The 24126-nt window shown below is 35.0% G+C and carries 20 protein-coding genes and 1 other annotated feature; of the genes, 17 read left to right on the top strand and 3 right to left on the bottom strand.

Features of this window, described 5'->3' with window-relative positions:
- The first annotated feature begins 135 nt into the window (after positions 1–135).
- Genes RT412_RS00420 through RT412_RS00410 form a run of 3 tightly spaced genes read left to right on the top strand, consistent with a single transcriptional unit; the run spans position 136 to position 3819 of the window.
- Positions 136–1206 carry a DnaD domain protein gene (locus RT412_RS00420; protein ID WP_313339187.1) on the top strand — a complete coding sequence of 357 codons (1071 nt, stop codon included), beginning with the start codon at positions 136–138 and terminating at the stop codon, positions 1204–1206.
- Complete coding sequence (locus RT412_RS00415) at positions 1199–2182, top strand: ATP-binding protein (RefSeq protein ID WP_313339185.1); 984 nt, start codon at positions 1199–1201, stop codon at positions 2180–2182. Before RT412_RS00420 ends, RT412_RS00415 begins: the two co-directional genes overlap by 8 nt.
- Before the next feature lie 14 nt (positions 2183–2196).
- The gene (locus tag RT412_RS00410; RefSeq protein WP_313339183.1) at positions 2197–3819 is read left to right on the top strand and encodes a putative manganese-dependent inorganic diphosphatase; all 1623 of its coding nucleotides are present in this window, start codon (positions 2197–2199) and stop codon (positions 3817–3819) included.
- Here the strand turns inward: RT412_RS00410 and RT412_RS00405 are convergent, their stop codons facing one another.
- Both RT412_RS00405 and RT412_RS00400 read right to left on the bottom strand, forming a co-directional pair.
- Complete coding sequence (locus RT412_RS00405; protein ID WP_313339181.1) at positions 3820–4365, bottom strand: putative ABC transporter permease; 546 nt, start codon at positions 4363–4365, stop codon at positions 3820–3822. It lies immediately after the preceding gene.
- A 208-nt stretch (positions 4366–4573) separates the two neighbouring features.
- Positions 4574–6109, bottom strand: a complete 1536-nt coding sequence (locus RT412_RS00400; RefSeq protein ID WP_313339179.1) for a polysaccharide biosynthesis protein — start codon at positions 6107–6109, stop codon at positions 4574–4576.
- A gap of 253 nt (positions 6110–6362) precedes the next feature.
- Between RT412_RS00400 and RT412_RS00395 the strand changes: the two genes are divergently transcribed.
- The 6 genes from RT412_RS00395 (at position 6363) to ilvB (ending at position 13519) form a co-directional block, all read left to right on the top strand.
- Positions 6363–6911, top strand: a complete 549-nt coding sequence (locus RT412_RS00395) for an XRE family transcriptional regulator (RefSeq protein ID WP_313339178.1) — start codon at positions 6363–6365, stop codon at positions 6909–6911.
- A gap of 111 nt (positions 6912–7022) precedes the next feature.
- Positions 7023–9392 carry a formate C-acetyltransferase/glycerol dehydratase family glycyl radical enzyme gene (locus RT412_RS00390; RefSeq protein WP_313339176.1) on the top strand — a complete coding sequence of 790 codons (2370 nt, stop codon included), beginning with the start codon at positions 7023–7025 and terminating at the stop codon, positions 9390–9392.
- Positions 9379–10131, top strand: a complete 753-nt coding sequence (locus RT412_RS00385) for a glycyl-radical enzyme activating protein (RefSeq protein ID WP_313339174.1) — start codon at positions 9379–9381, stop codon at positions 10129–10131. The genes RT412_RS00390 and RT412_RS00385 overlap by 14 nt, the downstream gene beginning before the upstream one ends.
- 89 nt (positions 10132–10220) lie before the next feature.
- Positions 10221–10465 (top strand) — a binding site (T-box leader).
- 116 nt (positions 10466–10581) lie between these two features.
- The gene (locus RT412_RS00380; RefSeq protein WP_313339172.1) at positions 10582–10818 is read left to right on the top strand and encodes an ACT domain-containing protein; all 237 of its coding nucleotides are present in this window, start codon (positions 10582–10584) and stop codon (positions 10816–10818) included.
- Between the two features lie 28 nt (positions 10819–10846).
- On the top strand, positions 10847–11857 hold the full coding sequence (gene ilvC, locus RT412_RS00375) for a ketol-acid reductoisomerase (RefSeq protein WP_313339170.1): 1011 nt from the start codon (positions 10847–10849) through the stop codon (positions 11855–11857).
- Between the two features lie 9 nt (positions 11858–11866).
- Complete coding sequence (gene ilvB, locus RT412_RS00370; protein WP_313339168.1) at positions 11867–13519, top strand: biosynthetic-type acetolactate synthase large subunit; 1653 nt, start codon at positions 11867–11869, stop codon at positions 13517–13519.
- A 156-nt stretch (positions 13520–13675) separates the two neighbouring features.
- Here ilvB and RT412_RS00365 read toward each other — a convergent pair whose 3' ends face one another.
- Positions 13676–14809, bottom strand: coding sequence for an aldo/keto reductase (locus RT412_RS00365; protein WP_313339166.1), 1134 nt, complete (start codon positions 14807–14809; stop codon positions 13676–13678).
- 180 nt (positions 14810–14989) lie between these two features.
- On the opposite strand from RT412_RS00365, the gene RT412_RS00360 reads away from it, so the two are divergent.
- From RT412_RS00360 to RT412_RS00325, 8 genes are all read left to right on the top strand, one after another.
- Positions 14990–15256, top strand: a complete 267-nt coding sequence (locus RT412_RS00360; RefSeq protein WP_313339165.1) for a metal-sensing transcriptional repressor — start codon at positions 14990–14992, stop codon at positions 15254–15256.
- A gap of 4 nt (positions 15257–15260) precedes the next feature.
- Entirely contained in the window at positions 15261–17831 is a 2571-nt protein-coding gene (locus RT412_RS00355) for a heavy metal translocating P-type ATPase (protein ID WP_313339163.1), read from the top strand.
- A gap of 346 nt (positions 17832–18177) precedes the next feature.
- Positions 18178–19353 (top strand): DUF819 family protein, encoded by a 1176-nt coding sequence (locus tag RT412_RS00350; protein ID WP_313339161.1) that lies wholly within the window; start codon positions 18178–18180, stop codon positions 19351–19353.
- A gap of 120 nt (positions 19354–19473) precedes the next feature.
- The gene (locus RT412_RS00345; protein WP_313339159.1) at positions 19474–19803 is read left to right on the top strand and encodes a DUF3870 domain-containing protein; all 330 of its coding nucleotides are present in this window, start codon (positions 19474–19476) and stop codon (positions 19801–19803) included.
- A gap of 172 nt (positions 19804–19975) precedes the next feature.
- On the top strand, positions 19976–21349 hold the full coding sequence (pepV, locus tag RT412_RS00340; protein WP_313339157.1) for a dipeptidase PepV: 1374 nt from the start codon (positions 19976–19978) through the stop codon (positions 21347–21349).
- A gap of 46 nt (positions 21350–21395) precedes the next feature.
- Positions 21396–22487 carry a dipeptide epimerase gene (locus RT412_RS00335; RefSeq protein WP_313339155.1) on the top strand — a complete coding sequence of 364 codons (1092 nt, stop codon included), beginning with the start codon at positions 21396–21398 and terminating at the stop codon, positions 22485–22487.
- A 112-nt stretch (positions 22488–22599) separates the two neighbouring features.
- Positions 22600–23661, top strand: a complete 1062-nt coding sequence (locus tag RT412_RS00330; protein WP_313339153.1) for a DUF3810 domain-containing protein — start codon at positions 22600–22602, stop codon at positions 23659–23661.
- Between the two features lie 109 nt (positions 23662–23770).
- Positions 23771–24091 carry a DUF1540 domain-containing protein gene (locus RT412_RS00325; protein ID WP_313339151.1) on the top strand — a complete coding sequence of 107 codons (321 nt, stop codon included), beginning with the start codon at positions 23771–23773 and terminating at the stop codon, positions 24089–24091.
- Positions 24092–24126 lie beyond the last annotated feature (35 nt).

Here is a 24126-nt window from a genome sequence, read left to right as displayed (position 1 = left end):
TGACAACATTATAATATTAAATATGATATGTTGTCAATTGTTTAAATAGTAAAATGTTTTCACAAATTCATAACAATATTGTTACAATTATATTACAATTTCCTGTAAAATATTGTTACCAAAAAGGAGCTTTTTATGTATTTTATTCTTCAGGAAATGCAAATAGATTTGGGGGATACCCCTATAGAAAATATATTTATAGACGATTATATGCCTGATGCGGCTGGAACATACGTAAAGGTGTACATCATGGGATACAAGTATGCCAAGGACAAGCAATATAGTTTTAACAATGAAACAATTTCTAAAAATTTAGATATTCCTTTGTCTGATGTTCTGGAAGCATGGGATTATTGGGAGAAGGAAAAAATTGTAATTAAGCATCAAACAGATGATGAATATAATTACTGCATTGAATTTGTCAATCTTAAGCAGCTTTATATAGACAAAGTATATAAATTTGTAAAAATCAGCGATAATGATAAGGCTAATATAAATGATGAGCTCATTTCTTCAGCAAAAGGTTCCGAGAATAAAAAAATGATGGAAGAAATAGAGGATATGTTTGGCAGACCGTTAAAGATTACTGAAAAAAAGAAAATAATAAAGTGGCTTAACGACTATAAGATGAAGCCGGAAATAATGGCTCAGGCATTCAGCTACTCCATCAATAATAAAAAGAAAAAAGGATTCAGCTACATAGAATCTGTTGTTACTGCATGGTATGATGCAGGTGTAAATGATATTGACACTATGGTCGAATATTTGGAAAAGAGAAATGACAGGTTCTCAATTTATTCCCGCATAAGCAAATCCCTCGGATTCAACAGAACGTTGACTGAAGCTGAAATGAAATTAATTGACAGATGGGTTGACGAGTGGTCGTTTTCAATGGAAATGATATTAAAATGCCTGGATAATTCAACTAAAATCAATAATCCGAATTTAAATTATTTTGATAAAATATTGAGTGAATGGTATAAAAACGGCTTTAAAACTATAGAGGATTTAAAAAATGACAAAAAACCCGAATCCAAAACAAAGATAACAAAAGAAACAGCTAAAACAAAAAATAAATTTCATAATTTTATTCAAAGTGATGACTACACCGGTGACGACTTAGAAAAAATCGCAAGAAAAAGATTTGAAAAGAAGCTGAGTAAGTTGGGATTAAGCATGCCAGAGGAGGCTGAAGGTAATGAATAAACAAATCCTTGAAAATATAATGACCGAATATAATAAAAAACGTCTCAAAGCCGGTTATAACGCAGATGTTAAAAAAGAAAAGCTTTATGAAAAAATCCCGCAGTTAAAAGATGCAGATGATGAGATTAAGTTTTTGAGTATTAAATTATCTAAATTATTTTTATCCAAGCCGGATGATTTAAATGAAAGGGTATTACAATTAAAAGAAGAAATAGACGATTTAAAAAAATATAAGGCTGAAATTTACGCAAAGCATGACATATCTGAAGATTATCTGGACATTGAATATGAATGTAAAAAATGCAATGACACGGGTTATTATTCTGACGGTAAAAAATGCAGCTGTCTAAACAAGCAGATTATCAGCAGCTTATATACTATGTCTAACATGGAGTATATGCTCGGCAAGGAAAACTTTGATACTTTTGATATTAATGTTTTCAGCAACGAAATTTATAAAAATGAAAAGCTTACTCCGAGACAAAATATGTATTACATATTAGAAATAAGCGAAGATTTTTGTTCTAACTTCCATGATTCTAATATGAATCTTCTGCTGTACGGAAGCACCGGTTTGGGAAAAACATTTATGTGCAACTGTATAGCTAATGCACTTATAAACCGGGAAATTTCGGTTCTTTACCAAACAGCTTTCTCTTTGTTTGAAATAGTAGAGAATCATAAGTTCAACAAACAAAATGAAAGTGAAGAAAATTTAATTAATTACAATATGATTTTTGAATGCGAGCTACTTATAATCGATGATCTTGGTACCGAAGTGAGTAACTCATTTACAAATGCAGAGCTGTTTAATATAATTAACGAAAGGTTGATTAATAATAAAAGAATTATTATTTCAACCAATTTATCCTTAGAGCAGCTGAGGGATACTTATTCGGACAGAATTACATCAAGGATTTTTAATAATTTTGTACCGCTTAAATTTTATGGCGATGATCTACGATACAAAAATTAAATGAGAGGAATTATATGAAACATAATTTAATATTCGGTCATAAAACACCCGATACCGACAGTGTTTGCTCGGCAATTGTATTGTCATGGCTGAAAAATCAACTTAATGAACTATCGGTGCCGTATATACTTGGCAGTATAAATAAAGAAACAGAGTTTGTGCTCAACTATTTTAAAGTTGATACTCCAAAAATATTAGATAATGTAAAAATACAGCTGAAGGATTTGGATTATGACAGGGTAAAGCCCTTTAGTAAGGACAGATCCGTTCATTTTGCATATTTTCATATGAATGAAAACAAGCTGAGAACACTTCCCATTGTAAATGATGACGGATTATTGACAGGCATCATAACAATGAAGGATATTGCAATGAGTTTAATTAATACAGATCAGCAGCATATATGCACTTCTTATGACAATATCATAGAAACATTGTTGGGAAAAAGCTTGTTGAGATTTGATGACATTATTGACGGAGAAATAATCGTTGCTTCATTTGAAGAAGAAACCTTAAGAAAAATGTCTTTTATCAATAAAAATTCCATAGTAATCGTAGGTGATCGATACGATGTTATTAAGTATGCAATTGAAACAGGCGTTAAGCTGATTATTGTAACGGGAGATATGGAAGTTCCGTCTGAGCTGTTAAACTCAGCATTTGAAAATAAAGTAAATATTATCGGAACATCATACCACACTTATTATACGGCAAAGAATATTTCCTTATCTAAATATGTTAAGGACATTATGAAGGATAAGGATATTATGATGTTTGTTGAAGATGATTATTTAAATGATTGCAAGGAGGATATTGAGCAATCAAAGCATTCCAAATTTCCGATAATATCAAAGGACAATAAGTATTTGGGAATGCTCAGCAGAAATCATTTAATTAATCCTAAGAGGAAAAAGGTCATACTTGTTGACCACAATGAAATGAATCAAAGCGCAGAAGGGTTAGAGGAGGCGGAAATACTTGAAGTAATAGATCATCATAAAATCGGCGATATAAGAACTTCTATTCCGATTATTTTCAGGAATATGCCTGTAGGAAGCTCTAACACAATAATTTACTATATGTATAAGGAAAATAACATCGAAATTACTAAAGAAGCTGCAGGACTTATGCTGTCAGGAATTATTTCAGATACATTGCTGTTTAAGTCTCCGACAACAACCGAAAAGGACAGATCAGCGGTTGAAGAGCTATCAAAAATAGTCGATTTAGATTTATATAAGTATGCAATGGAAATGTTCAAGGCAGGAACTTCTCTTGAAGGCAAAACGATAGAGGAAATTCTGTTCCAGGATTTCAAGAAGTTTAATCTGGTTTATAAAAACGTAGGAATATCTCAGGTTTTCACATTGGATATTAATCAAATAATGAACAGCAAGGATGATTATATCAGGCTAATAGACAATATAACATATGATAAGGATTATTTTCTGATAATTATGGCAGTTACAGATATTGTCAATGAGGGCTCATATATTTTCTATACTTCAAATAAAGAAAGATTGGTTAAGGGAATATTCGAAGAAGAAAATGCATTTCAGGGAATGTATGTGGATAAATGTGTTTCAAGGAAAAAACAAATAGTACCGGCGGTAATTAGTGTCATCCGGAGCGTTTAGTTACGCTCTGAATGACAAATGGTACATCTTTCTCATATTGTAGGATGCATTTACAAACAATACAGAAAAAGTTAAGAAGGCAAAAACTATTTTTAGTGTGTCGGGTATTGCGTACACTACTATTTCAATCAGAGGATGTATTACATTGGCAAGAATTAATGCTACAATTCCCCAGCCAAGTGAAAAATCCAAGCATATATATGAATGAAGATTATAGGGTGAATCCTTATAATCCCATAATTTGCAATGAAAAACCTGATCTAAAATCCTGCCTGCAGCATATTCTAAAAATGTTACGGCAAATATGCTTGCAATGGTTGCAAATATCAAACCTGAAAGCCGGTCCATGGTGATTTCGCTCAGTGTAAAAATCATTATTATTATTATCCCGCATAAGCCATACAACGGCAAGAAGTAATTTGTCAGGAAACCTCTGCTTATATATAACTTTTTATTGATTATGCTTCTAAAGATGGTTTCCAACAAAAATCCTAAAAAACCATATATAAAAAAGAATACTGTCATATTTATTAAGTCATATTGCATATTATCTCTCCTATCTATGTTATACAAAATATTTTTTGAAATTATAGGAGAAATATCCTTAGGACATTGTGCCAATTTGTTGTAATATATCAACATTTTTACTGTTTTTATTTTAAAATGCGGACAAATATTTGCCCGCGATATATAGGAAAGCAATATATACTAATTTGCTTCAAGGGAACTAATTTAATGCGAATTAGTATATACATTATCTGTGCATATATTTTTGTATTTCATTAATTGAAGATAAATGAATACTTTTGGTAAAAATCAAACCCATCAAATACAAAAGACACAATATTATTATGGAAGAAACTAATGAAATTATGTTGTTTGAAGAATTTAACATAAACATATTATATATCGCTTTAGATAAAAATCCTGCAGCTGCGGCTGCGATAATCGGCTTGAATATCCAATTCCCGACCTCAAAAACGATGCATGATACTTGCAGCAATCTTATTAAGTATAAAATTGTATTAAGTATAGTAGTTAAAAACAGTGCAAACAAATATGCATTAAAACCATAAACCGGGACGAAGAAATAAATTATTGAAATTTTTAGTATGGACTCAATGATATTAACCTTGAAAGAACTCATTTGCTCGCCTAAAGCATGCAGCATAGAGGAAATAACCATGTTTAAGTACATAAAGGGGCAGACGTAGGATATTATTCTAATCATTAATCCAACCTGTGAATCGTTGTATACGGCAATGGCAACCTCGTTGGGAAATGCAACAAACACAGCTACAACCAAAATGCCTGAAATAGACGTAAAATGCAAAACCTTTGATAAAGTGTTTGATACCTTTCTTTCATTGGCTAAAGCATTGTCCCCTGCTACGGAAGGTATGAGTATGGAAGAAAGTGAGGTAAGAAATGATGACGGGAAAAACAATATAGGCAAAACCATTCCTTTAATCATACCGTACAAGCTCATGGCTGTTTCCGCCGAAAGTCCGTATACCAATAAACGAGCAGGAATCATTGCATTTTCAACAGTTCGAAGAATTGCATTTAAGTATGATGTTGCTGATAGAGGCAATGCAATACCAAGAATTTTAAACATCATTACATCAGATTTTTGATTTGTTTTAATTGAAAATGGTTTTTTTTCAAATATATAAAAGAACCAGGTTAAAAACAATGAAAACAGTTCCTCTGCTGTCATACCTATAGCAATTGCAACACATCCATATTCGATACCCTTTGGCAAGTATGCATTCATAATTGAGAAAATAACAAAGATCCGTACTAACTGCTCGGTTACTTGAACTATAGCCGGCTTAGTTATTTTTCCGACTGCATAAAAATATCCCTTATAACAGTTTGAAACCGCTATTAAAGGCAAGCTTGGAACTAAGTAAAGCATCGGCATAGCTGTCCTGCTGTCTTTTAATATATTGACGGCTATATAATCAGCAAAATAATAAAGTAAAAACGCAGATAAAAGGCCTGTAAACAAAGAAAGACCTATTGATTGTCTGAGAACTTTTTTAGCATTTGCATAATGCTTTAAAGTAAGTTCTTCAGATACTAATCTTGAAACGGCTACTCTTATGCCGGATGTTGCTAAAGTAACCATCAGCATGTATATGGTAAGTATCAGCTGGTACAAACCAATGCCTTCAGCGCCAAGGATATTTGCAAGATAGATTCGAAAACCCATACCTACTATTCTTACAATTGTTGTAGCAACAGTCAATATTAATGTACCAATAATTATACCATCTCTTTTCATGCTACACCTCGAAAATTATATTCACATATAAATAATATGCTGTGGAATGCATTCTATGTCGATAAAGTGGTGTGGGGACCTTTACTATAGGGTTAGTCCCTGCAGTTAAAAGGAATGTCCCCAAATGCACAAAACACTATAACGCACATTTGCGGTCATTTGTATAATTTATTAGATATGTTGTTGCGAAAAAGCAGGGGATAAGGTATAATATATATGACAGGATGATTTAATATTAATGACAGGGGTTATCATGAATAGTTTATTAATAAATATCGGAAGTACTTTAAAGAAAACAAGGACTGAAAAGGGATTGACGTTAGAGGCAGCTTCTAATTTGACCGGCGTGAGCAAGGCAATGCTTGGTCAGATTGAAAGGGCCGAATCGACTCCTACTGTTTCAACCCTTTGGAAGATAGCAACAGGTCTGAAAATTCCATTTTCAGAATTATTAAATGATAATTATAACGAAGACAGTGCTTTATTAATTGATAATGTTGATCCTGTTTATGAATCAGAAGGAAAAATGATATTGTACAATGTGTTTCCGTTCAACCCCTTAACCGGATTTGAATATTTTTATATAAAAATGCTGCCGGGTGCAAAACATACATCATCTCCTCATAAAACTTCAACGGATGAATATGTTGTAGTAACTAAAGGAACTCTTGAGATGATAATTAAGAATAAAAAATATGTATTAAAGGCACCTTCGGCAATATTCTTTAAAGCGGATGAATTTCATTCTTACAACAATCCATATGAGGAGGAAGCTATTTTTCAAAATGTAGTTAGATATTAGGTTGCTGATGAACGTTTTAAGCAGCCTATGAATGTTTAATTTGGTATATTTTTTTAAAATCACGGTGCGTTATAACGCACACATGCAACATATAGCATACAGGAGGCAATTATGGTAACTGATAGAATAGAAAAAATAAGACAGAATTATATTAATTCAAAACCTGCTATTTCATATGAAAGAGCAAGAATCTGGACTGAGTCACACAAGAAAACCGAAGGAGAGGCTATTTCCATCCGAAGGGCAAGGGCATTCAAGGATACCTGTGAACAGTTAGCTGTTCAGATATTTGACGGTGAGCTGATAGTTGGTGCAACAGGAGAATTCAGAAAGTGCGGTATTTTAACACCTGAATTTTCATGGACCTGGGTTGACAGAGAAATGGATAATTTTGATAAAAGAGTTCAGGACCCGTATATAATGACTGATGAGCAGAGAAAATTTGTCAGAGAAAATATATTCCCGTATTGGAAGGGTAAATCGTTGGAGGAAATGTTTTTGGCACAGCTTCCTGAAGAAACCGCTAAGGTTGCAGTTGATACCGGTATAGTAGATAATGATTCCAAGTGGAGACAGGCAGTAGGAGAAATAACGCCTGATTATCAGGATGTGTTGTTTAAGAAGGGTTTCGGTGGAATTATAAAGGAAGCAAAGGAGCATATCTTCAAGTTAGATGATATAACGGCGGAAAATATTAAGAAAAAAGAATTTTACGAATCTGTTATATTAACATCAGAGGGAATTATAATATTGGCCGGAAGATATGCAGAAAAAGCCAAGGAAATGATTCGGAATGAACAAGATGAAATCAGAAAAAATGAATTGCTGAAAATAGCTGATATTTGCAGCAGGGTTCCCCAAAATCCGCCTACGACCTTCTATGAAGCAATGCAATTTGTGTGGTTTACTCAGATGGGAGGAATCTTGTCAGAAAATCCGCTGGCATTGAATGTAGGACGATTTGATCAGTTTATGTATCCTTATTATAAAACTGATATTGAAAAGGGAATTATTACAAATGATGAAGCTCAAGAATTAATAGAAGCACTGTGGCTTAAGCTTTCCGAATGGGTTTGGACTATATCGGCCAATACGGCTGAATTCTTTGCGGGCTATAACCAATTCCAAAACCTTACTGTAGGAGGTAAGACAAGAGACGGTAAGGATGCTACCAACGAATTATCTTATATGGCATTAAAGGCAACTGAAAAGGTTAAAACACATCAACCGGGATTAAGTGTAAGGATTCATCAGGATTGCCCAAGTGATTTTTTGGATGCGGTGACTCATTTAGTAAGTAAAGGAACAGGATTCCCGGCCATTCACAGCGATCAGGCAGGTTATCAAATGCTGATAAATGCCGGATACAAACCGGAGGATGCAAGGGATTGGAACAACTGCGGCTGTGTTGTGCCCCATTTTAGAAAGACAGGTGAATGGACCTCTGCAGTAAACATTAACTTTTCGGCTGCATTGGAATATGCTTTGAATCAGGGCTATTCAAGAATTATCAAAGAAAAAATAGGGCTTGACGAAAAAGACCCGAAATCTTTTGAAAGTTATGAAGAAGTGGAAGAAGCTTTTTACAGGCAATTTGATAATTTAATTAAACATTCCGTTATATCAACCCTGCACGCGCAAAGATTGCATAAGGAATTGGTACCGAGACCGTTTTTGTCCTCATGTATAGAAAATTGCTTAAATGAAGGTGTGGACCTGGTTGATGCAGGAGCTAAATACAATTTAGGACCTGTGTTGACAGGCATCGGTCTGGCTGTAACTTCAAATTCGTTGGCAGTAATTAAAAAATTAGTATTTGAACAAAAAGCCGTATCAATAGGAACATTGATAGATGCAATGGATGCAAATTGGGAAGGTTATGAGGAACTCAGACAAATGGCATTAAAGATTCCTAAGTATGGCAATGATGATGATTATGTCGACGATATTGCAATTAAAATGGCAAATTATTACTACGATGAAGGTCACAAATATAAAGATATAAACGGAAACAATTTCAATACTGCTTTCATGGGAATATCAAATTATCTTCCTACGGGCAAGGTAGTTGGAGCAACACCGTGCGGCAGAAAGGCAGGGGAACCATTATCCGAAGGAGTATCACCATTTGCCGGCTCAGACACATCCACTCCGTTAGCCGCAATGCGATCAGCAGCAAAATTAAATCAGGACGTTCATTCGGGAGGAACTTTATTAAACCTAAGATTAAACGAGGAATTGGTTAAAACAAAAAGAGGTCAACGAAACCTTGGAAATATAATTCAGACATTTTTCAGCTTAGGAGCATTCCACGTACAGTTCAATACCATATCAACCGAAACATTGAGAAAGGCACAGGAAAATCCTGAAAACTACAAGGATTTATTAGTGAGAGTTGCGGGATACAGCACTCAATTCGTTAATTTATCAAGAAGCATGCAGGATGCAATTATAGCAAGGACAGCGCATGAAAACATGTAACACAGGTTTTTTCATGTCGCCTCAGAATTTTTCGGTTAATGATGGTGATGGTATCAGAACTATAATATTTTTTGCGGGATGTCCCTTGAAATGCAAATGGTGCTCTAATCCTGAAAGCCAAAGCTGCAATAACTGTTTGGTAAAAGAGTATTCGGTTGAACAGCTCTTAAAAATAATAGAACGACAGGAGATATTTTACAGAAACTCGGGAGGTGGGGTTACCTTCTCAGGAGGAGAAGCGACCCTTAATCAGGATATTTTAAGAAAATTGACAAATACCCTTTACGACAGAGCGATTAATTTAGCCATAGAAACCTCCGGATATTTCAACTTTGAAGAAATTAAGGACATTCTGGAAAAAATGGATTTAATATTTGTTGACATAAAGCACATGGATGAAAGTAAGCATATTATTTTCACAGGAAAGAGCAATAAAATTATATTAAACAATATTAACAAAATGAATGATTTAAATGTTCCGATAGTCGTCAGAATACCGGTCATTGAAGGAGTAAATGCGGATGATTTCAATATATCCGAAACGGCTGAATTTGTAAAAGAAAATATTGATAATCCTAAAATTGAGCTTCTTCCTTATCACAGCTTCGGAGATGAAAAATATGAAGCTTTAGGAATTGAGAAACCTTCAAGAGCTTTTAAAACACCTCCGGTTGATAGGCTGAAGAAATTAAGAAAATTGATTGAAGAGCAGGGTGTGAAAGTGGTAAGCTACAGCTAAAAGTAATCGAGGTTAATTTAACCCCGATTATTTTTTTAAAAAAGGTGTTGACAAGATTATTAATGTGTGCTTATAATATTATTTAAATATAAAAAGCTTTGACGGAGACAAAAATATCCGAAAAATAACAAAGAGAGCCGGTGGTTGGTGCGAACCGGTGTTATGGGATATAATGATCACTCCCGAGCTTCCAAGCCGAACTTCAGTAGGTAAGGACGTATTTCTGCGTTATAAGAATAGAGTTCAAAAAACAAACAGTTTTTTCGACTTGAAAGAGGCGATATTTTTTTATCGTAAAATAGGGTGGTACCGCGAAAGACCTTTCGTCCCTATATACATCTATCTGTATGTATATAGAGATGAGAGGTTTTTTTATTATCTAACCCCATTTTTCAGAGTTTTTTATCATCTCCTCTATCCTCAAGTCAAATAATGAAAAAGGAGGATTTTATGAACAGGACAATCAGCTTTAAAATGAATAGGGGAATTGATTCAGCAGTAAGAGTACTGACAACCTTAAGGAGAAAACAGTTTGATGTACAAGGTTTTAGCATGGTTAGTACCGACGGGAAGGATTCTGAATTTAAAATTACCTTAGCGGACAAAAAACAGGAAAGCTTTGAAAAAGCAATGCTTCAAATGTGCAAGTTCGTAGATGTTTATGATGTATCAGAAGCAGCAGAATAAAAAAATAAAATTATTTGGAGGAAATGAAATGGGAAAAATGTATTATGATAGTGATGCAGATTTAAAATATTTAGAAGGAAAAACAGTGGCAATTGTGGGATATGGCAGTCAGGGACACGCTCATGCATTAAATCTGAAAGAAAGCGGTGTTAATGTTGTGGTTGGTTTGCAGGAAGGAAGCAAATCAAAGCAAAAGGCAGAAGCTCACGGGTTAACTGTGAATACAGTGGCGGAGGCAGTAAAAAAAGCAGATGTAATTATGATGCTTGCCCCGGATACAGTTCAAAAGCAAATTTATGATGAAGATGTGGCTCCGAATCTTGAGGCAGGAAATGCTCTTGCATTTGCACACGGATTTAATATTCATTACCATCAAATATTACCGCCTAAAAATGTTGATGTATTCATGGTGGCTCCAAAAGGTCCGGGTCATCTGGTAAGGAGACAGTATCTTGAAGGCATGGGAGTGCCTGATGTATTTGCCGTGCATCAGGACTATACAGGAAAGTGCAAGGAGCTTACATTAGCTTATGCAAAGGGTATAGGAGGTACAAGAGCGGGTGTTATTGAAACAACCTTCAAGGAGGAAACAGAAACCGACTTATTTGGTGAGCAGGCAGTGCTTTGCGGTGGTATCACCGAATTGATTAAGGCCGGCTTTGATACATTGACTGAAGCAGGGTATCAGCCGGAAATTGCATATTTTGAGTGCTTGCATGAAATGAAACTCATAGTTGATTTAATCTACGAGGGTGGATTTGAAAATATGAGATATTCAGTAAGCGATACTGCAGAATACGGTGATTATGTAACCGGAAAGAAAATCATAACAGAAGAAACAAGAAATGTTATGAAAAAGGTTTTATCAGATATACAGGACGGAACATTTGCATATGATTGGATTTCAGAAAACAAAGCGGGAAAACCAAGATTCCTTGCTATGAAAAACATGGCGCTCGAGCATCCGTTAATAGAAACAGGAAAGAAATTGAGATCAATGATGTCTTGGATTGCAAAACCGGCAGAAGGACAGGAATAGGAGGAAAACATGAAATTATCCGGCTCACAAATAATACTCAGAGTTCTTAGAGAAAAGGAAATTGATACTTTGTTTGGTTATCCCGGAGGAGCTGTTATACCTTTCTTTGATGCTCTGTATGATGAGCTTGATTATTTCAAGGTATATAGACCGGCACATGAACAAAACGGAGTTCATGCCGCAGATGGATATGCAAGGAGCACAGGGAAATTAGGGGTGTTTATAGCAACCTCAGGGCCCGGTGCCACCAATACTATAACAGGTATTGCAAATGCCTACATGGATTCAGTGCCACTTTTAGTTATAACGGGGCAGGTTGCAAATGTTCTGATTGGGAAGGATTCATTTCAAGAGGTAGATATAACGGGTATGACATTATCTGTTACCAAGCATAGCTATATGGTTAGAAATGTTGAAGATTTAGAAAATGTTATGAGAGAGGCAATTGAGGTTTCTATTGAAGGAAGACCGGGTCCTGTCGTTGTGGATGTGCCGAAGGATGTATTTTTAGATACATGGGAGTATAAGGGTGATTCAGTAAACATACAAGCTGAAAAAAAATTGCCTGAAAAGGATGATCTGGATTTGGCCGTAAATCTGATTAATGAAGCAAAAAAGCCGATTATTTATGCCGGCGGAGGTGTAAGAATTTCCAAAAATGATGATGTATTACTTCAATTTGCTGAAAAAACCCAAATCCCTGTTTGTAACAGTTTCATGGGACTTGGAACTATACCGAGAAGCAATAAATTATCCCTTGGATTTGTTGGGATGCATGGATTTGTAGAAACAAACATGGCCGTCACAAATTGTGATTTGCTTATAGCTGTTGGTGCGCGGTTTAGTGACAGAGTAATAGGACGCCCTGACAAATTTGCCCCCAAATCAAAAATAATTCATATAGACGTAGATAATACGGAGGTTAACAAAAATACATATGAATGTTTACCCTTGATTGGTGATATGGAAATCATATTGAAGAGGCTGTTAAAAGAGGCAGATTCAAAAGACAGGAGTAATTGGCTTAGTGAAATTTATTCAAAAAGGCGGAGAGATAGTATCGAGGGTGAGTTTATACCTGAAAATATCCTAAAAGAAATAAATAAATATTATAATGACAATACTGTGGTTACCACAGATGTAGGGCAGCATCAGATGTGGACGGGACAGTTTTGGAATTTTAACAAATCAAACGAATTTATATCTTCCGGAGGTCTTGGTACAATGGGTTTTGGTCTTGGTGCAGCCATAGGCGCTCAAATAGGAAATCCAAATAAAAAAGTAATTTTGATAACAGGAGACGGAAGCTTCAGAATGAACAGTCAGGAATTAGTTACTGTATCAAGGTACAAGCTGCCTATTAAGATGGTAATGCTTAATAACAGTTCTTTGGGAATGGTAAGGCAGTGGCAGAGGATGTTCAGCAATGCAAGATATTCTGAAACAGACAATTATGAGGATGTGGATTATTTAATGCTGGCAAGGGCATATGGTATAAATGCATACAAAGCTGAATCAATGGAAGAGTTAACTAAAATACTTAATGAATGCAGTAATGTAAATGAACCGATATTTCTTGAATGTAAAATAGACAATAACTGCAGTGTCTACCCCATAGTACCGCCCGGCAGACCCATAGATGAAATGGAGGTTCAGTTATGAGAAGTGATCAAATGAAAACAGGTGCAGAAAGGATTGCTCACAGATACTTGTTTAATGCGCTTGGTCTTACGGATAAAGAAATTGTACCTAATTGAAAAACAGAAGGTATTCGGTTAACCGAATGCCTTCTTTAAATATATACTTATTAATAAAACATTACATATCAGATTTAATTCCTATCATTTCCTTATGTATTATCTTCAGTTCGTCAGGTATATTTATTTGCTGCGGGCATTTAGTCACACATTCACCGCATTCCTGACATTTATCAGCCTTTTTCTCATCACTTGTAAAGATAAAATAACTTCTGTGGGCTATTTGTTTATTTTCTGATTTTTTATAGTCGTTATAAATATCAAATATACCCGGTATATCAACGCCATATGAGCATTCCATACAATAGCGGCAACCGGTACATGGAACCGGCTTGATTTTCCTTAAATCCTCTACAACATTATCAATTACCTTTTGTTCATCATCTTTAATTGGCTTTAGGTCAGTGAATGTTTTTATATTATCATTTAATTGTTCCATGTTTGACATTCCGCTTAATATAATCGCAACATTAGGTAATGAAGCTACCCATCTGAGTGCCCAGGATGCTATGCTTGCATCTGGACTATAATTATTGAAATTCTGCATAACGTGAGGAGCGAAAGATGCTAAGAAACCGCCTCTTACAGGTTCCATAACGAAGCAAGGGATATTTAATTTTTCTATTGTTTCATATTGAGCCTTTGCCTCGTCTTCTTCCCAATCCCAATAATTTATTTGAAGCTGAACAAAATCCCACTTGTAGGCAGCTGCAAATTCTTTTAAAACCTCATTGCTGTCATGAAATGAAAACCCGATATGCTTTATCTTTCCTTCAGCTTTTTTATTTGCTATAAAATCATATAAATTGAATTTTTTTACTGTTTCAATGGTTTTCTTATTTAATGAATGCAGCAAATAAAAATCGAAATATTCAGTATTGCATTTCTGCAATTGTTCGTTAAATAGTTTTTCAGCATCTCCTTCTTCATTCACCTTCCATACAGGAAGCTTGCTTGTGAGATAATAGCTTTCTCTTTTGAATTCAGGCAATACTTTACCTAAAAATGTTTCAGATTCACCGCCATGGTAATTGTAAGCCGTGTCAAAATAATTAATGCCTGAATTATAGGCGTGGTGTATTAATTCTTTTGCTTTATCAAAATCGATTTTATCATCTTTTACAGGAAAGCGCATACAGCCGTAACCTAATCGAGGCATGCTTTTGCCCAATTGCTCTACGTACTTTTTATCCATTAAATTCCCACCTTTATTATAATTTTGTATTAATTAATAATACTAATTATAGCATTTATAGAAAAATATGCAACCGGTGGGGTCAATAGAAAAATATTTATTAAAAGGATTGACATTATTAAAAATGTAGTATAATATATAGACATACCCCCACCCCGGGGGTGGGAATGGAGGATTTTTATGAAAGCTGATAGAGATAAAATAAACCGATTATTAAAGACAGCTTCCGGTCAAATTGAAGGGATTTCAAAAATGGTTGAAGAAAACAGATATTGTATAGATATTTCAAACCAAATATTGGCTGTGCAGTCAATATTAAAAAAAGCAAACAATGAAATACTCAAGGCACATATGCATATGTGTGTTAAGCAAGCATTTCAACAAGGCAATGAGGAAGAAAAAATTGATGAAATTATTTCATTAATCAATAAATTAAACAAGGAGTGATAACGTGAAGACCAAAAAGTTTAATATAACAGGCATGACATGTTCTGCATGTTCTGCAAGGATAGAGAAAAATATAAATAAAACGGAAGGTGTCATAGAGGCAAATGTAAATTTACTAAGTAACAATATGACTGTTAAATATGATGAAACTATTTTAAGCGAAGGGGATATCATTAAAGTAGTATTAAATACCGGATACGGAGCTTCATCAACTGAAAAGAAAAAAGATGCACCGGATAAAAGTGATAAAACTGATGCAGAAAAAGAATTTACGGAAATGAAAAAAAGGTTATTTATTTCGTTTATATTTGCAGTGCCTTTGTTTTATATTTCTATGGGACATATGCTGAAATGGCCGTTGCCGGATATTTTTCACGGGACGGAAAACTCTGTTGTTTTTGCATTTACACAATTATTGCTTGCCCTTCCTGTTATGATAGTCAATAAGAAATATTATTCTGTTGGGTTTAAGACATTGTTTAAGGGTTCACCGAACATGGATTCTTTAATTGCAATTGGTACGACTGCAGCAGTTGCCTACGGAGTATTCGCAATTTATAAAATCGGTTACGGCTTGGGACACATGGACATGGACATGGTAATGCAGTATTCCATGGATTTGTACTTTGAATCTGCGGCCGTAATACTTGCTTTGATAACCTTAGGCAAATTTTTAGAAGCAAGAGCTAAAGGAAGAACATCTGATGCAATTAAGAAATTAATGGATTTATCTCCGAAGACGGCGCTTGTTGAAAGAGCCGGACAGGAAATTGAAATCCCGGTGGAAGAGGTTGAAAAGGGAGATATTATAATAGTTAAGCCGGGTCAGTCGGTACCTGTTGACGGAATAATCATATTTGGCAACTCATCCATAGATGAGTCGATGCTGACAGGGGAAAGCATCCCCGTAGAAAAGAAAATCGGTGACAAGGTAATAGGTGCCAGCATTAATAAATCAGGTTATTTTAAATTTGAGGCACAAAATGTCGGCGATGATACAACATTGTCTCAAATAATAAAATTGGTTGAGGAAGCAAGCTCATCAAAGGCTCCGATTTCAAAATTAGCCGATAAAATAAGCAGTATTTTCGTTCCGATTGTTATCGTTATAGCTATCGTATCAACCATAGTATGGCTTATATCAGGAGCAACCTTTGAATTTGCACTTTCAATAGGAATTGCAGTACTGGTAATTTCTTGTCCGTGCGCATTAGGCCTTGCAACACCAACGGCTATAATGGTAGGTACCGGAAAGGGTGCTGAAAACGGAATATTGATTAAATCCGCAGAAGCCCTTGAAATAGCTCATCAGATTAAAACTGTAGTAATGGACAAAACAGGAACAATTACCGAGGGAAAACCAAGGGTTACCGATATAATAGTGAACGGTATAAACGAAACAGAAATGCTTAAAATTGCAGCATCTGCGGAAAAGAGTTCTGAACATCCGTTGGCCGATGCAGTTATTGAAGAAGCAAACAAGAAAAAATTAGATCTATATAATGTAGCAAATTTTGAAGCAATACCGGGCCAAGGTCTTGAAGCAATAGTCAATAACAAGAAATACTATATAGGCAATTTAAGATTAATTGATAACAAAAATATCAGTATTAATAACTTTGAAGAAAAAAGCTCAAGGTTAGCTGATGAAGGAAAAACGCCTTTATATTTTGCAGATGAAAAAAATGTATTAGGTATAATAGCTGTAGCTGATGTTGTAAAGCCAACCAGTCAAAAAGCAATTCAAGAATTTGAAGCTATGGGAATTGAAGTTGTAATGCTTACAGGTGATAATAAAAAAACAGCTGAAGCTATAAGAAAACAACTGGGAATTACAAGAGCAATAGCTGAGGTTCTCCCTCAGGATAAGGAAAGAGAAATCAGAAATATTCAGGAGCAGGGCAGAAAGGTTGCAATGATCGGTGACGGTATCAATGATGCCCCTGCACTTGCAAGAGCAGATGTCGGCATAGCCATAGGGGCAGGTACGGATGTAGCCATTGAATCAGCAGATATAGTTTTAATAAGAAGTGATTTGCTGGATGCTGTTACAGCAGTTCAATTGAGCCATGCGACTATCAGAAACATTAAACAGAATTTATTCTGGGCATTTATCTACAACACAATTGGTATACCTTTGGCTGCAGGAGTGTTCTATGGAGTGCTTGGATGGAAGCTGAATCCAATGTTTGCTGCAGCGGCAATGAGCTTAAGCTCTGTATCGGTGGTATCAAATGCATTGAGGTTAAAATTCTTTAAACCTGTAAGAACAAAAAATGATGATACAAGTATTAATAAAGAACCAAGCAATGATGAAATAAAAGTCAATGTTGAATCTTTATCAGATAAATCAAATAATAATGGAGGAAATAACATGAAAAAAACATTTATAGTTGAAGGAATGAGCTGCGGACATTGTAAAGCAGCTGTTGAAAAAGCATTAAAGTCAGTTGACGGAGTTGAAAATGCAGTAGTGAATTTAGAAAACAAATCAGCTGAGGTAACATTATTAAATGAAGTAGATGATGATATTTTGAAAAAGGCAATTTCAGACGCAGGATATGAAGTAGTTTAACAGGAAACAGCGGGGACGGTTCGAACCGTCCCTAAATTTTTAAATTTTATAAATTTTTTTCTTGAACAATTGTAAAAGTTAATATATAATGAATACTTAAGAAAATGTTTACATATAATTTTATATAGGATTTACTAAAGAAATAAAATATTAAAAGCAAATTGTATATTTAGCTGCTTTGTTTATATGATGTAGCAACAACTATATCGGAATAAATAAAACCCAGCGAGAGACTGTAAAATAAGACGGTCTTTTGTTGGGTTTTGTTATTTTATAATATGTTCTACTTAGGATCCCGACTTCGTGAACATAAAAATAACCGGGAAAAAATTTTAGGAGGTTTTTTATGATTACAAACGGCTTTACTTATTTTGCAGTTTTATGTGCACTTTGCGGCGGTTTACTTGCAGCACAGAAGTACATCAAAAACAAGTATGTACAAAAATTCTTTGGACTTTTACCACCTATTGTTCTTGTTTATTTAATCGGTATGATTCTTTGTACCATCAACTTCTGGGATTTGGAAGCAACTAAGTCAACCTATAGCGGTCTTAAAAATAACATTCTGTATGGAATGATATTTTTGATGTTGTTACGCTGTGATATCCGCAAGATGATTAAGCTTGGTCCCAAAATGATCATTGGCTTCTTCGTTGGTAGTATCACCGTTATGACCGGCTTCATAGTTACCTTTCTTATCATGAAAAATATTTTAGGTCCTGACTCTTGGAAAGCATTAGGTGCTTTGTGTGGTAGTTGGATTGGTGGTTCCGGAAATATGGCAACTTTACAGGAAATTTTCCAAGTAAGCGAAGGTGATTATGCATACGCATTAGTTGTGGATTCCATAGACTATTCTATTTGGGTTATGCTTCTGTTGTGGTCTACCCGCTTTGCCCCGATGTTTAATAAATGGACGAAGGCGGACACATCCCGTTTAGATGAAGTCAGCATGAGTATAGGAGAGGAAATGGCTGAAAAGAAAGAGGGAATTACCTTTGTCAGCTTAATGGTGTTGATCGGTTCGGCTCTTTTGGTATCTGCAGTTGGACAGAACGTGGGAGCATTACTTGCTAATAGCATAGGATTACTGGATAAGGCCACATGGATTGTTTTATTTATTACTGCATTGGGCTTGATATGTGCACTAACTCCTTTCGGAAAAATTGCCGGTGCGGCAGAACTTTCCAATGTATTTCTTTATGCAGTAGTTGCCTTGTTGGCATCTCGAGCAAACTTTATGGAACTAAATGACGCACCTATGTGGATTATATCCGGCTTTATTATTTTGGCAATACATGGCATTCTGTTTACGATTTTTGCTAAGCTCCTTAAAATGGATATGTTCACATGTGGGGTTGCCTCTTTGGCTAATATCGGAGGTGTAGCTTCTGCACCGATTTTAGCAGGTACTTACAGCGGATCTTTGGTACCTGTAGGTGTGCTGATGGCACTGTTCGGAACTGTGTTCGGCACATACTTAGGTATGATTACCGGTTATATAATGAAGTTTTTTGCATAGCTCGTGAGCAAATTACTTAATATTGCAATTTAAAAATATTTATAAAAATTATTTGTTCTATTATTAAGGTTGGGATATAATATATTGTAAAAGATGATTTCTTAAAGTTGTGGTGATTTTATGAAACAAAGAAAAGAAACGATATATATTATAGGCGAATCCAGAACTAATATGGATAATGCCATTACTGTAATTTACAATTCTTTCTATGTAGCATTTGAAATTGATGTAGAAACTAATACGATTATTGACGTTGGCTGTACTCATACAATTAACATAACAGAGAGTTTTATTAAAAAAATTTTTATCGGAAAAGATATCACTGACCTTGCTGCCATAGAAGAGGAGGTCAAAAGAAGGTATCACGGGACATCACAAAAGGCAGTAATTGTTTCTCATAAGGATGCTATAAAAAAATATCTATTTGTTAAAGAAAAATACTATAAATAGCTGCTTTGTTTATATGATTTAGCAAAACTATGTCGGAGTAAATAAAACCCAGCAAAAACAAGTATATTGTTTTTGCTGGGTTTTTATATTTTAATCATAATATAATTATGCCATACTGAGGGGCTTTTCTATTTACCTTGGGATGACATGTAATAAAGATGGGAGTGATTATGTGGTAGATGAGAAAATTTTAGATATGAAGGATGAAATTATTAAAAGTGTTCAGGATTGCGTAAGAATAAAAAGCGTTGAAGAAGAACCGAAAGACGGAATGCCATTCGGGGAAGGCGTGCATAAGTGTCTGGAATATTGTTTACAGCTTTCTGAATCCTTAGGATTTACAACGGTAAATGTGGATAATATGATCGGTTATGCTGAGTATGGAGAAGGTGATGAAATGGTTGCCGTACTGGGACATTTGGATGTTGTTCCTGAAGGAGACGGATGGTCATATCCGCCATATGGCGCAGAAATTCATAATGGTAAGATTTACGGCAGAGGAACAACTGATGATAAGGGACCTATAATCGGTGCTCTTTATGCATTAAAGGCAATAAAGGATTTAAATATTCCATTAAAAAGAAGAGTTAGATTATTTTTCGGATTAAATGAAGAAACAGGAAGTAAATGTGTAAAGCATTATGTTGATATCGGTGGAGAAATTCCTGTAGCAGGCTTTACTCCGGATGCAGAATATCCCATTATAAACGGTGAAAAGGGAATAGTAACATGCAAGTACAACAGACAATTAAGTCAAGAAGGGGATTTAATACTAAAATCCATAAATGGCGGAATTGCTGCAAACGTAGTACCTGATTATGCGGTTGCAGAAATAATGCTTCCAGAACAAATGCTTCAAGAAATCAAAGGTTTTGCTGAGGAAGACGAGAATTTAAAAATTGAAGAAAAGGATGATTCAATAGTTTTAAAGTACTACGGCACTTCAGCTCACGGAAGCACTCCTGAATTCGGTAAAAATGCCGTTACTCATTTATTGTCACTATTAGGAAAACTAAAAATTAAAGGAGATTTTAAAGAATTTTTAGATTTCTTTAATAAATACATAGGCAATGAATTAAACGGTCAAAGCTTAGGTATTTACCTCGAAGATGATATATCAGGTAAGTTTATCTTTAATTTAGGTAAAATTACGGGAAACGAAAAAGAAATAGCCTTAGATATCAACATGAGATATCCGGTTAAAAAATCTTATGAAGATTTCATCGATACCTTTAAAGAAAAAATGGAATCAGGAAAGCTCCAAGAAGTATTTATAAGACATAAAAAGAGCTTGTACGTATCACCGGATACGGAGTTTATTAAAAAGCTTCAAAAGGTTTATGAAAAATACTTTGGAGAAAAAGCAGAGTTAATTTCAATAGGCGGAGGAACATATGCAAAAACGATGAACAATATAGTGGCATTCGGACCTATATTTAAAGGACAGCCAATGGTAGAGCATAAGCCGGATGAATACATAGAAATTGATTCATTGATGAAAAATGTTCAAATTATGGCGGCTGCAATCAGAGAGCTTGCTAATTAAATAAATCAAACCGTCTTCTGTTTTGGGAGAGGTATAGGAGGTCAAAATGAAAATTACGGACATTAGAATAGGTGAGATATCAGTGCCTTTGAAAACACCATTTAAAACAGCGCTTAGAACAGTGAACAGCGTAGAGGACATAATTGTTGAGATTCATACTGATACAGGACATATAGGATATGGAGAAGCACCTCCAACAGGAGTTATTACCGGAGATACGAAGGGTTCTATAGTTGGAGCCTTAAAGGATCATATAATAAAAAGCATCGTAGGTATGGATGTTGAAAATTTTGAAGAAATTATGATTAAGCTGGATAAATGTGTTATTAAGAACAACAGTGCCAAGGCGGCTGTTGATATAGCATTATACGATTTGTATGGTCAGCTGTATAATGCACCTTTATACAAATTGTTTGGCGGATATAAAAAAGAAATAATAACAGACATAACCATAAGTGTCAATGATCCTGAAGAAATGGCAAAGGATAGTATTGATGCAATTAACAGAGGTTTTGAAACACTGAAAATCAAGGTCGGCAAGGATGCTTCAAGAGATATTGAAAGAATGAAGGCAATCAGAAAAGCTGTCGGATATGATGTTAAGCTGAGAATCGATGCCAATCAGGGGTGGAAACCTAAGGAAGCTGTTAAAGCTCTTAGAAAAATGGAGGACGAAGGTCTTGATATAGAATTCGTTGAGCAGCCGGTTATTGCACATGATATAGCAGGTTTAAAATATGTTACTGACAATGTATCAATTCCTGTTTTAGCCGATGAAGCTGTATTTTCACCTGAAGATGCATTGAAAATCATGCAGCAAAGAGCAGCAGATTTTGTTAACATTAAATTAATGAAGACAGGCGGGTTGCACAATGCATTAAAGATTTGCTCCGTTGCTGAAATTTATGGTGTTGAATGCATGATAGGATGTATGCTTGAGGCAAAGGTAAGTGTAAATGCCGCGGTTCATTTGGCAGCAGCAAAAAGCATTATAACTAAAATAGATTTAGATGGCCCTGTTCTTTGCAGTGAGGATCCCGTAGAAGGCGGAGCTGTATTTGATGAATTCAGAATTACATTGAAAGATGATCCGGGACTTGGAGTTAGAAAAGTGAACGGAATCAGATATATACTATAAATAAGTTCGCAAGAAAACTATTGTAAAATATGTATAAATTATATTAAAAAATTTTTTATAACAGAACATTTATATGATATAATAATTTAAAAATTTAGTTCAGGTGATTATTATGAGGAAGAAAGTTTTGATTCTGCTGCCTGTTTCATTGGTTTTGACATTATTTACGAAATACAGCACCGGCTTTGCTGAATTTTATGCTTTGAATATATATCCTATCTTTGCGGGTTCAATATCCTTTTTTACATCCAAAGTAAAATTTTCATTGGCGGAGTTTATTATAGGAGTTTTAATTATAGGATTAACTGCATACTTTTTCTTTGCCACGATAAAGGCAGTGCTGGAAAAGGACCTGAATTATATTAAAAATTTCGTTTTAAATATAGCGGCTGCAATAAGCATAATGTATTTTCTGTTTGTATTATTCTGCGGAATAAATTATCACAGAAATGAGTTTACATATTACAGCGGTTTAAAAATCAAAGAATCCTCGACAAATGAATTAATTAATTTGTGTGAAATACTCATAAAGGATGCAAACGAAAGTAGAGCCCTTCTGAATACAGGAAACGAGGGAACAGCAGAGCTTCTTGATGAGGATTATTATAAAACGGCTGTAAGAGCGAAGGATTCCTTTGACGGTGTAGCGGGAAAATACAGTGTTTTGAAGGGAAGCTACCATGCTCCCAAGCCGGTGTTATTTTCCGATATCATGTCGTACATGGGAATAACCGGCATGTTTTTCCCTTATTCGTTTGAAGCAAATGTCAATGTCAGTGTACCCCCATACCAGCTGCCTGCCGTAATGCTCCATGAATTAGTGCACTTGAGAGGATTTATGCGTGAGGATGAGGCAAACTTTATATCGTATCTCGCGTGTATTAATTCAGGTTTTGACGATTTTTATTACAGCGGAACGATGCTTGCTCTTACTTATAGCATGAATGCACTTTATGGAGAAAATTATGAAGAATTTGCAAGATTGTACGCTACATATTCAGAGGATGTGAAAAATGACCTTAAATATTCATCCGATTACTGGAGGATGTTTGAAGGCAAGACAGCGGAAATATCCAATAAAGTAAATGATGCGTATTTAAAAGCAAACAATCAAAAAGACGGAGTCAAAAGCTACGGAAGAATGGTGGATTTATTGATTGCATACTATGATTGAATTAGTATATACTAATTCGCTTCAAGGGAACTGATTAATGCGAATTAGTATTATAAAAATGTGTTAATTGGATAAACTATAAAAAATAACATAAAAAGGAGTTTATACAATGGCACATATAGTTTGTACAGTATCAAATTGCTACTTTAATAAAAGAGAAGGGTGTACGGCATCGGCATTAAATGTTGACGGGGAGCATGCTGATGAAAGCCGTTTTACATGCTGCGACACATTTATAGAGCAAAAATCCGGTGTAAGAAGCTCATTAAGCGAGCCGAAAAATAATACGTCAATAAGCTGCAAAGCTACTCATTGCGTATATAATGAAAATGAAATGTGTGAAGCTGACAGGATAGTAGTAAACGGTAAAAATGCAGATAATCCTGAGGAAACCTGCTGCAGCACTTTTATGCCGCCGGAGTTTAAATAAGAGCCTTGTTGTTTCACAAAAGTAATTTGAGGGTA

Source organism: Sedimentibacter sp., from assembly GCF_032080165.1.
Taxonomy (GTDB): Bacteria; Bacillota; Clostridia; order Tissierellales; family Sedimentibacteraceae; genus Sedimentibacter.
This window is presented reverse-complemented; position numbering and strand designations above follow the sequence as displayed.

Excerpts from the sequence above, each read along its gene's own strand:
- RT412_RS00420 (WP_313339187.1), top strand. The coding sequence starts at position 136 with ATGTATTTTATTCTTCAGGAAATGCAAATAGATTTGGGGGATACCCCT.
- RT412_RS00415 (WP_313339185.1), top strand. The coding sequence starts at position 1,199 with ATGAATAAACAAATCCTTGAAAATATAATGACCGAATATAATAAAAAA.
- RT412_RS00410 (WP_313339183.1), top strand. The coding sequence starts at position 2,197 with ATGAAACATAATTTAATATTCGGTCATAAAACACCCGATACCGACAGT.
- RT412_RS00405 (WP_313339181.1), bottom strand. The coding sequence starts at position 4,365 with ATGCAATATGACTTAATAAATATGACAGTATTCTTTTTTATATATGGT.
- RT412_RS00400 (WP_313339179.1), bottom strand. The coding sequence starts at position 6,109 with ATGAAAAGAGATGGTATAATTATTGGTACATTAATATTGACTGTTGCT.
- RT412_RS00395 (WP_313339178.1), top strand. The coding sequence starts at position 6,363 with ATGAATAGTTTATTAATAAATATCGGAAGTACTTTAAAGAAAACAAGG.
- RT412_RS00390 (WP_313339176.1), top strand. The coding sequence starts at position 7,023 with ATGGTAACTGATAGAATAGAAAAAATAAGACAGAATTATATTAATTCA.
- RT412_RS00385 (WP_313339174.1), top strand. The coding sequence starts at position 9,379 with ATGAAAACATGTAACACAGGTTTTTTCATGTCGCCTCAGAATTTTTCG.
- RT412_RS00380 (WP_313339172.1), top strand. The coding sequence starts at position 10,582 with ATGAACAGGACAATCAGCTTTAAAATGAATAGGGGAATTGATTCAGCA.
- ilvC (WP_313339170.1), top strand. The coding sequence starts at position 10,847 with ATGGGAAAAATGTATTATGATAGTGATGCAGATTTAAAATATTTAGAA.
- ilvB (WP_313339168.1), top strand. The coding sequence starts at position 11,867 with ATGAAATTATCCGGCTCACAAATAATACTCAGAGTTCTTAGAGAAAAG.
- RT412_RS00365 (WP_313339166.1), bottom strand. The coding sequence starts at position 14,809 with ATGGATAAAAAGTACGTAGAGCAATTGGGCAAAAGCATGCCTCGATTA.
- RT412_RS00360 (WP_313339165.1), top strand. The coding sequence starts at position 14,990 with ATGAAAGCTGATAGAGATAAAATAAACCGATTATTAAAGACAGCTTCC.
- RT412_RS00350 (WP_313339161.1), top strand. The coding sequence starts at position 18,178 with ATGATTACAAACGGCTTTACTTATTTTGCAGTTTTATGTGCACTTTGC.
- RT412_RS00345 (WP_313339159.1), top strand. The coding sequence starts at position 19,474 with ATGAAACAAAGAAAAGAAACGATATATATTATAGGCGAATCCAGAACT.
- RT412_RS00335 (WP_313339155.1), top strand. The coding sequence starts at position 21,396 with ATGAAAATTACGGACATTAGAATAGGTGAGATATCAGTGCCTTTGAAA.
- RT412_RS00330 (WP_313339153.1), top strand. The coding sequence starts at position 22,600 with ATGAGGAAGAAAGTTTTGATTCTGCTGCCTGTTTCATTGGTTTTGACA.
- RT412_RS00325 (WP_313339151.1), top strand. The coding sequence starts at position 23,771 with ATGGCACATATAGTTTGTACAGTATCAAATTGCTACTTTAATAAAAGA.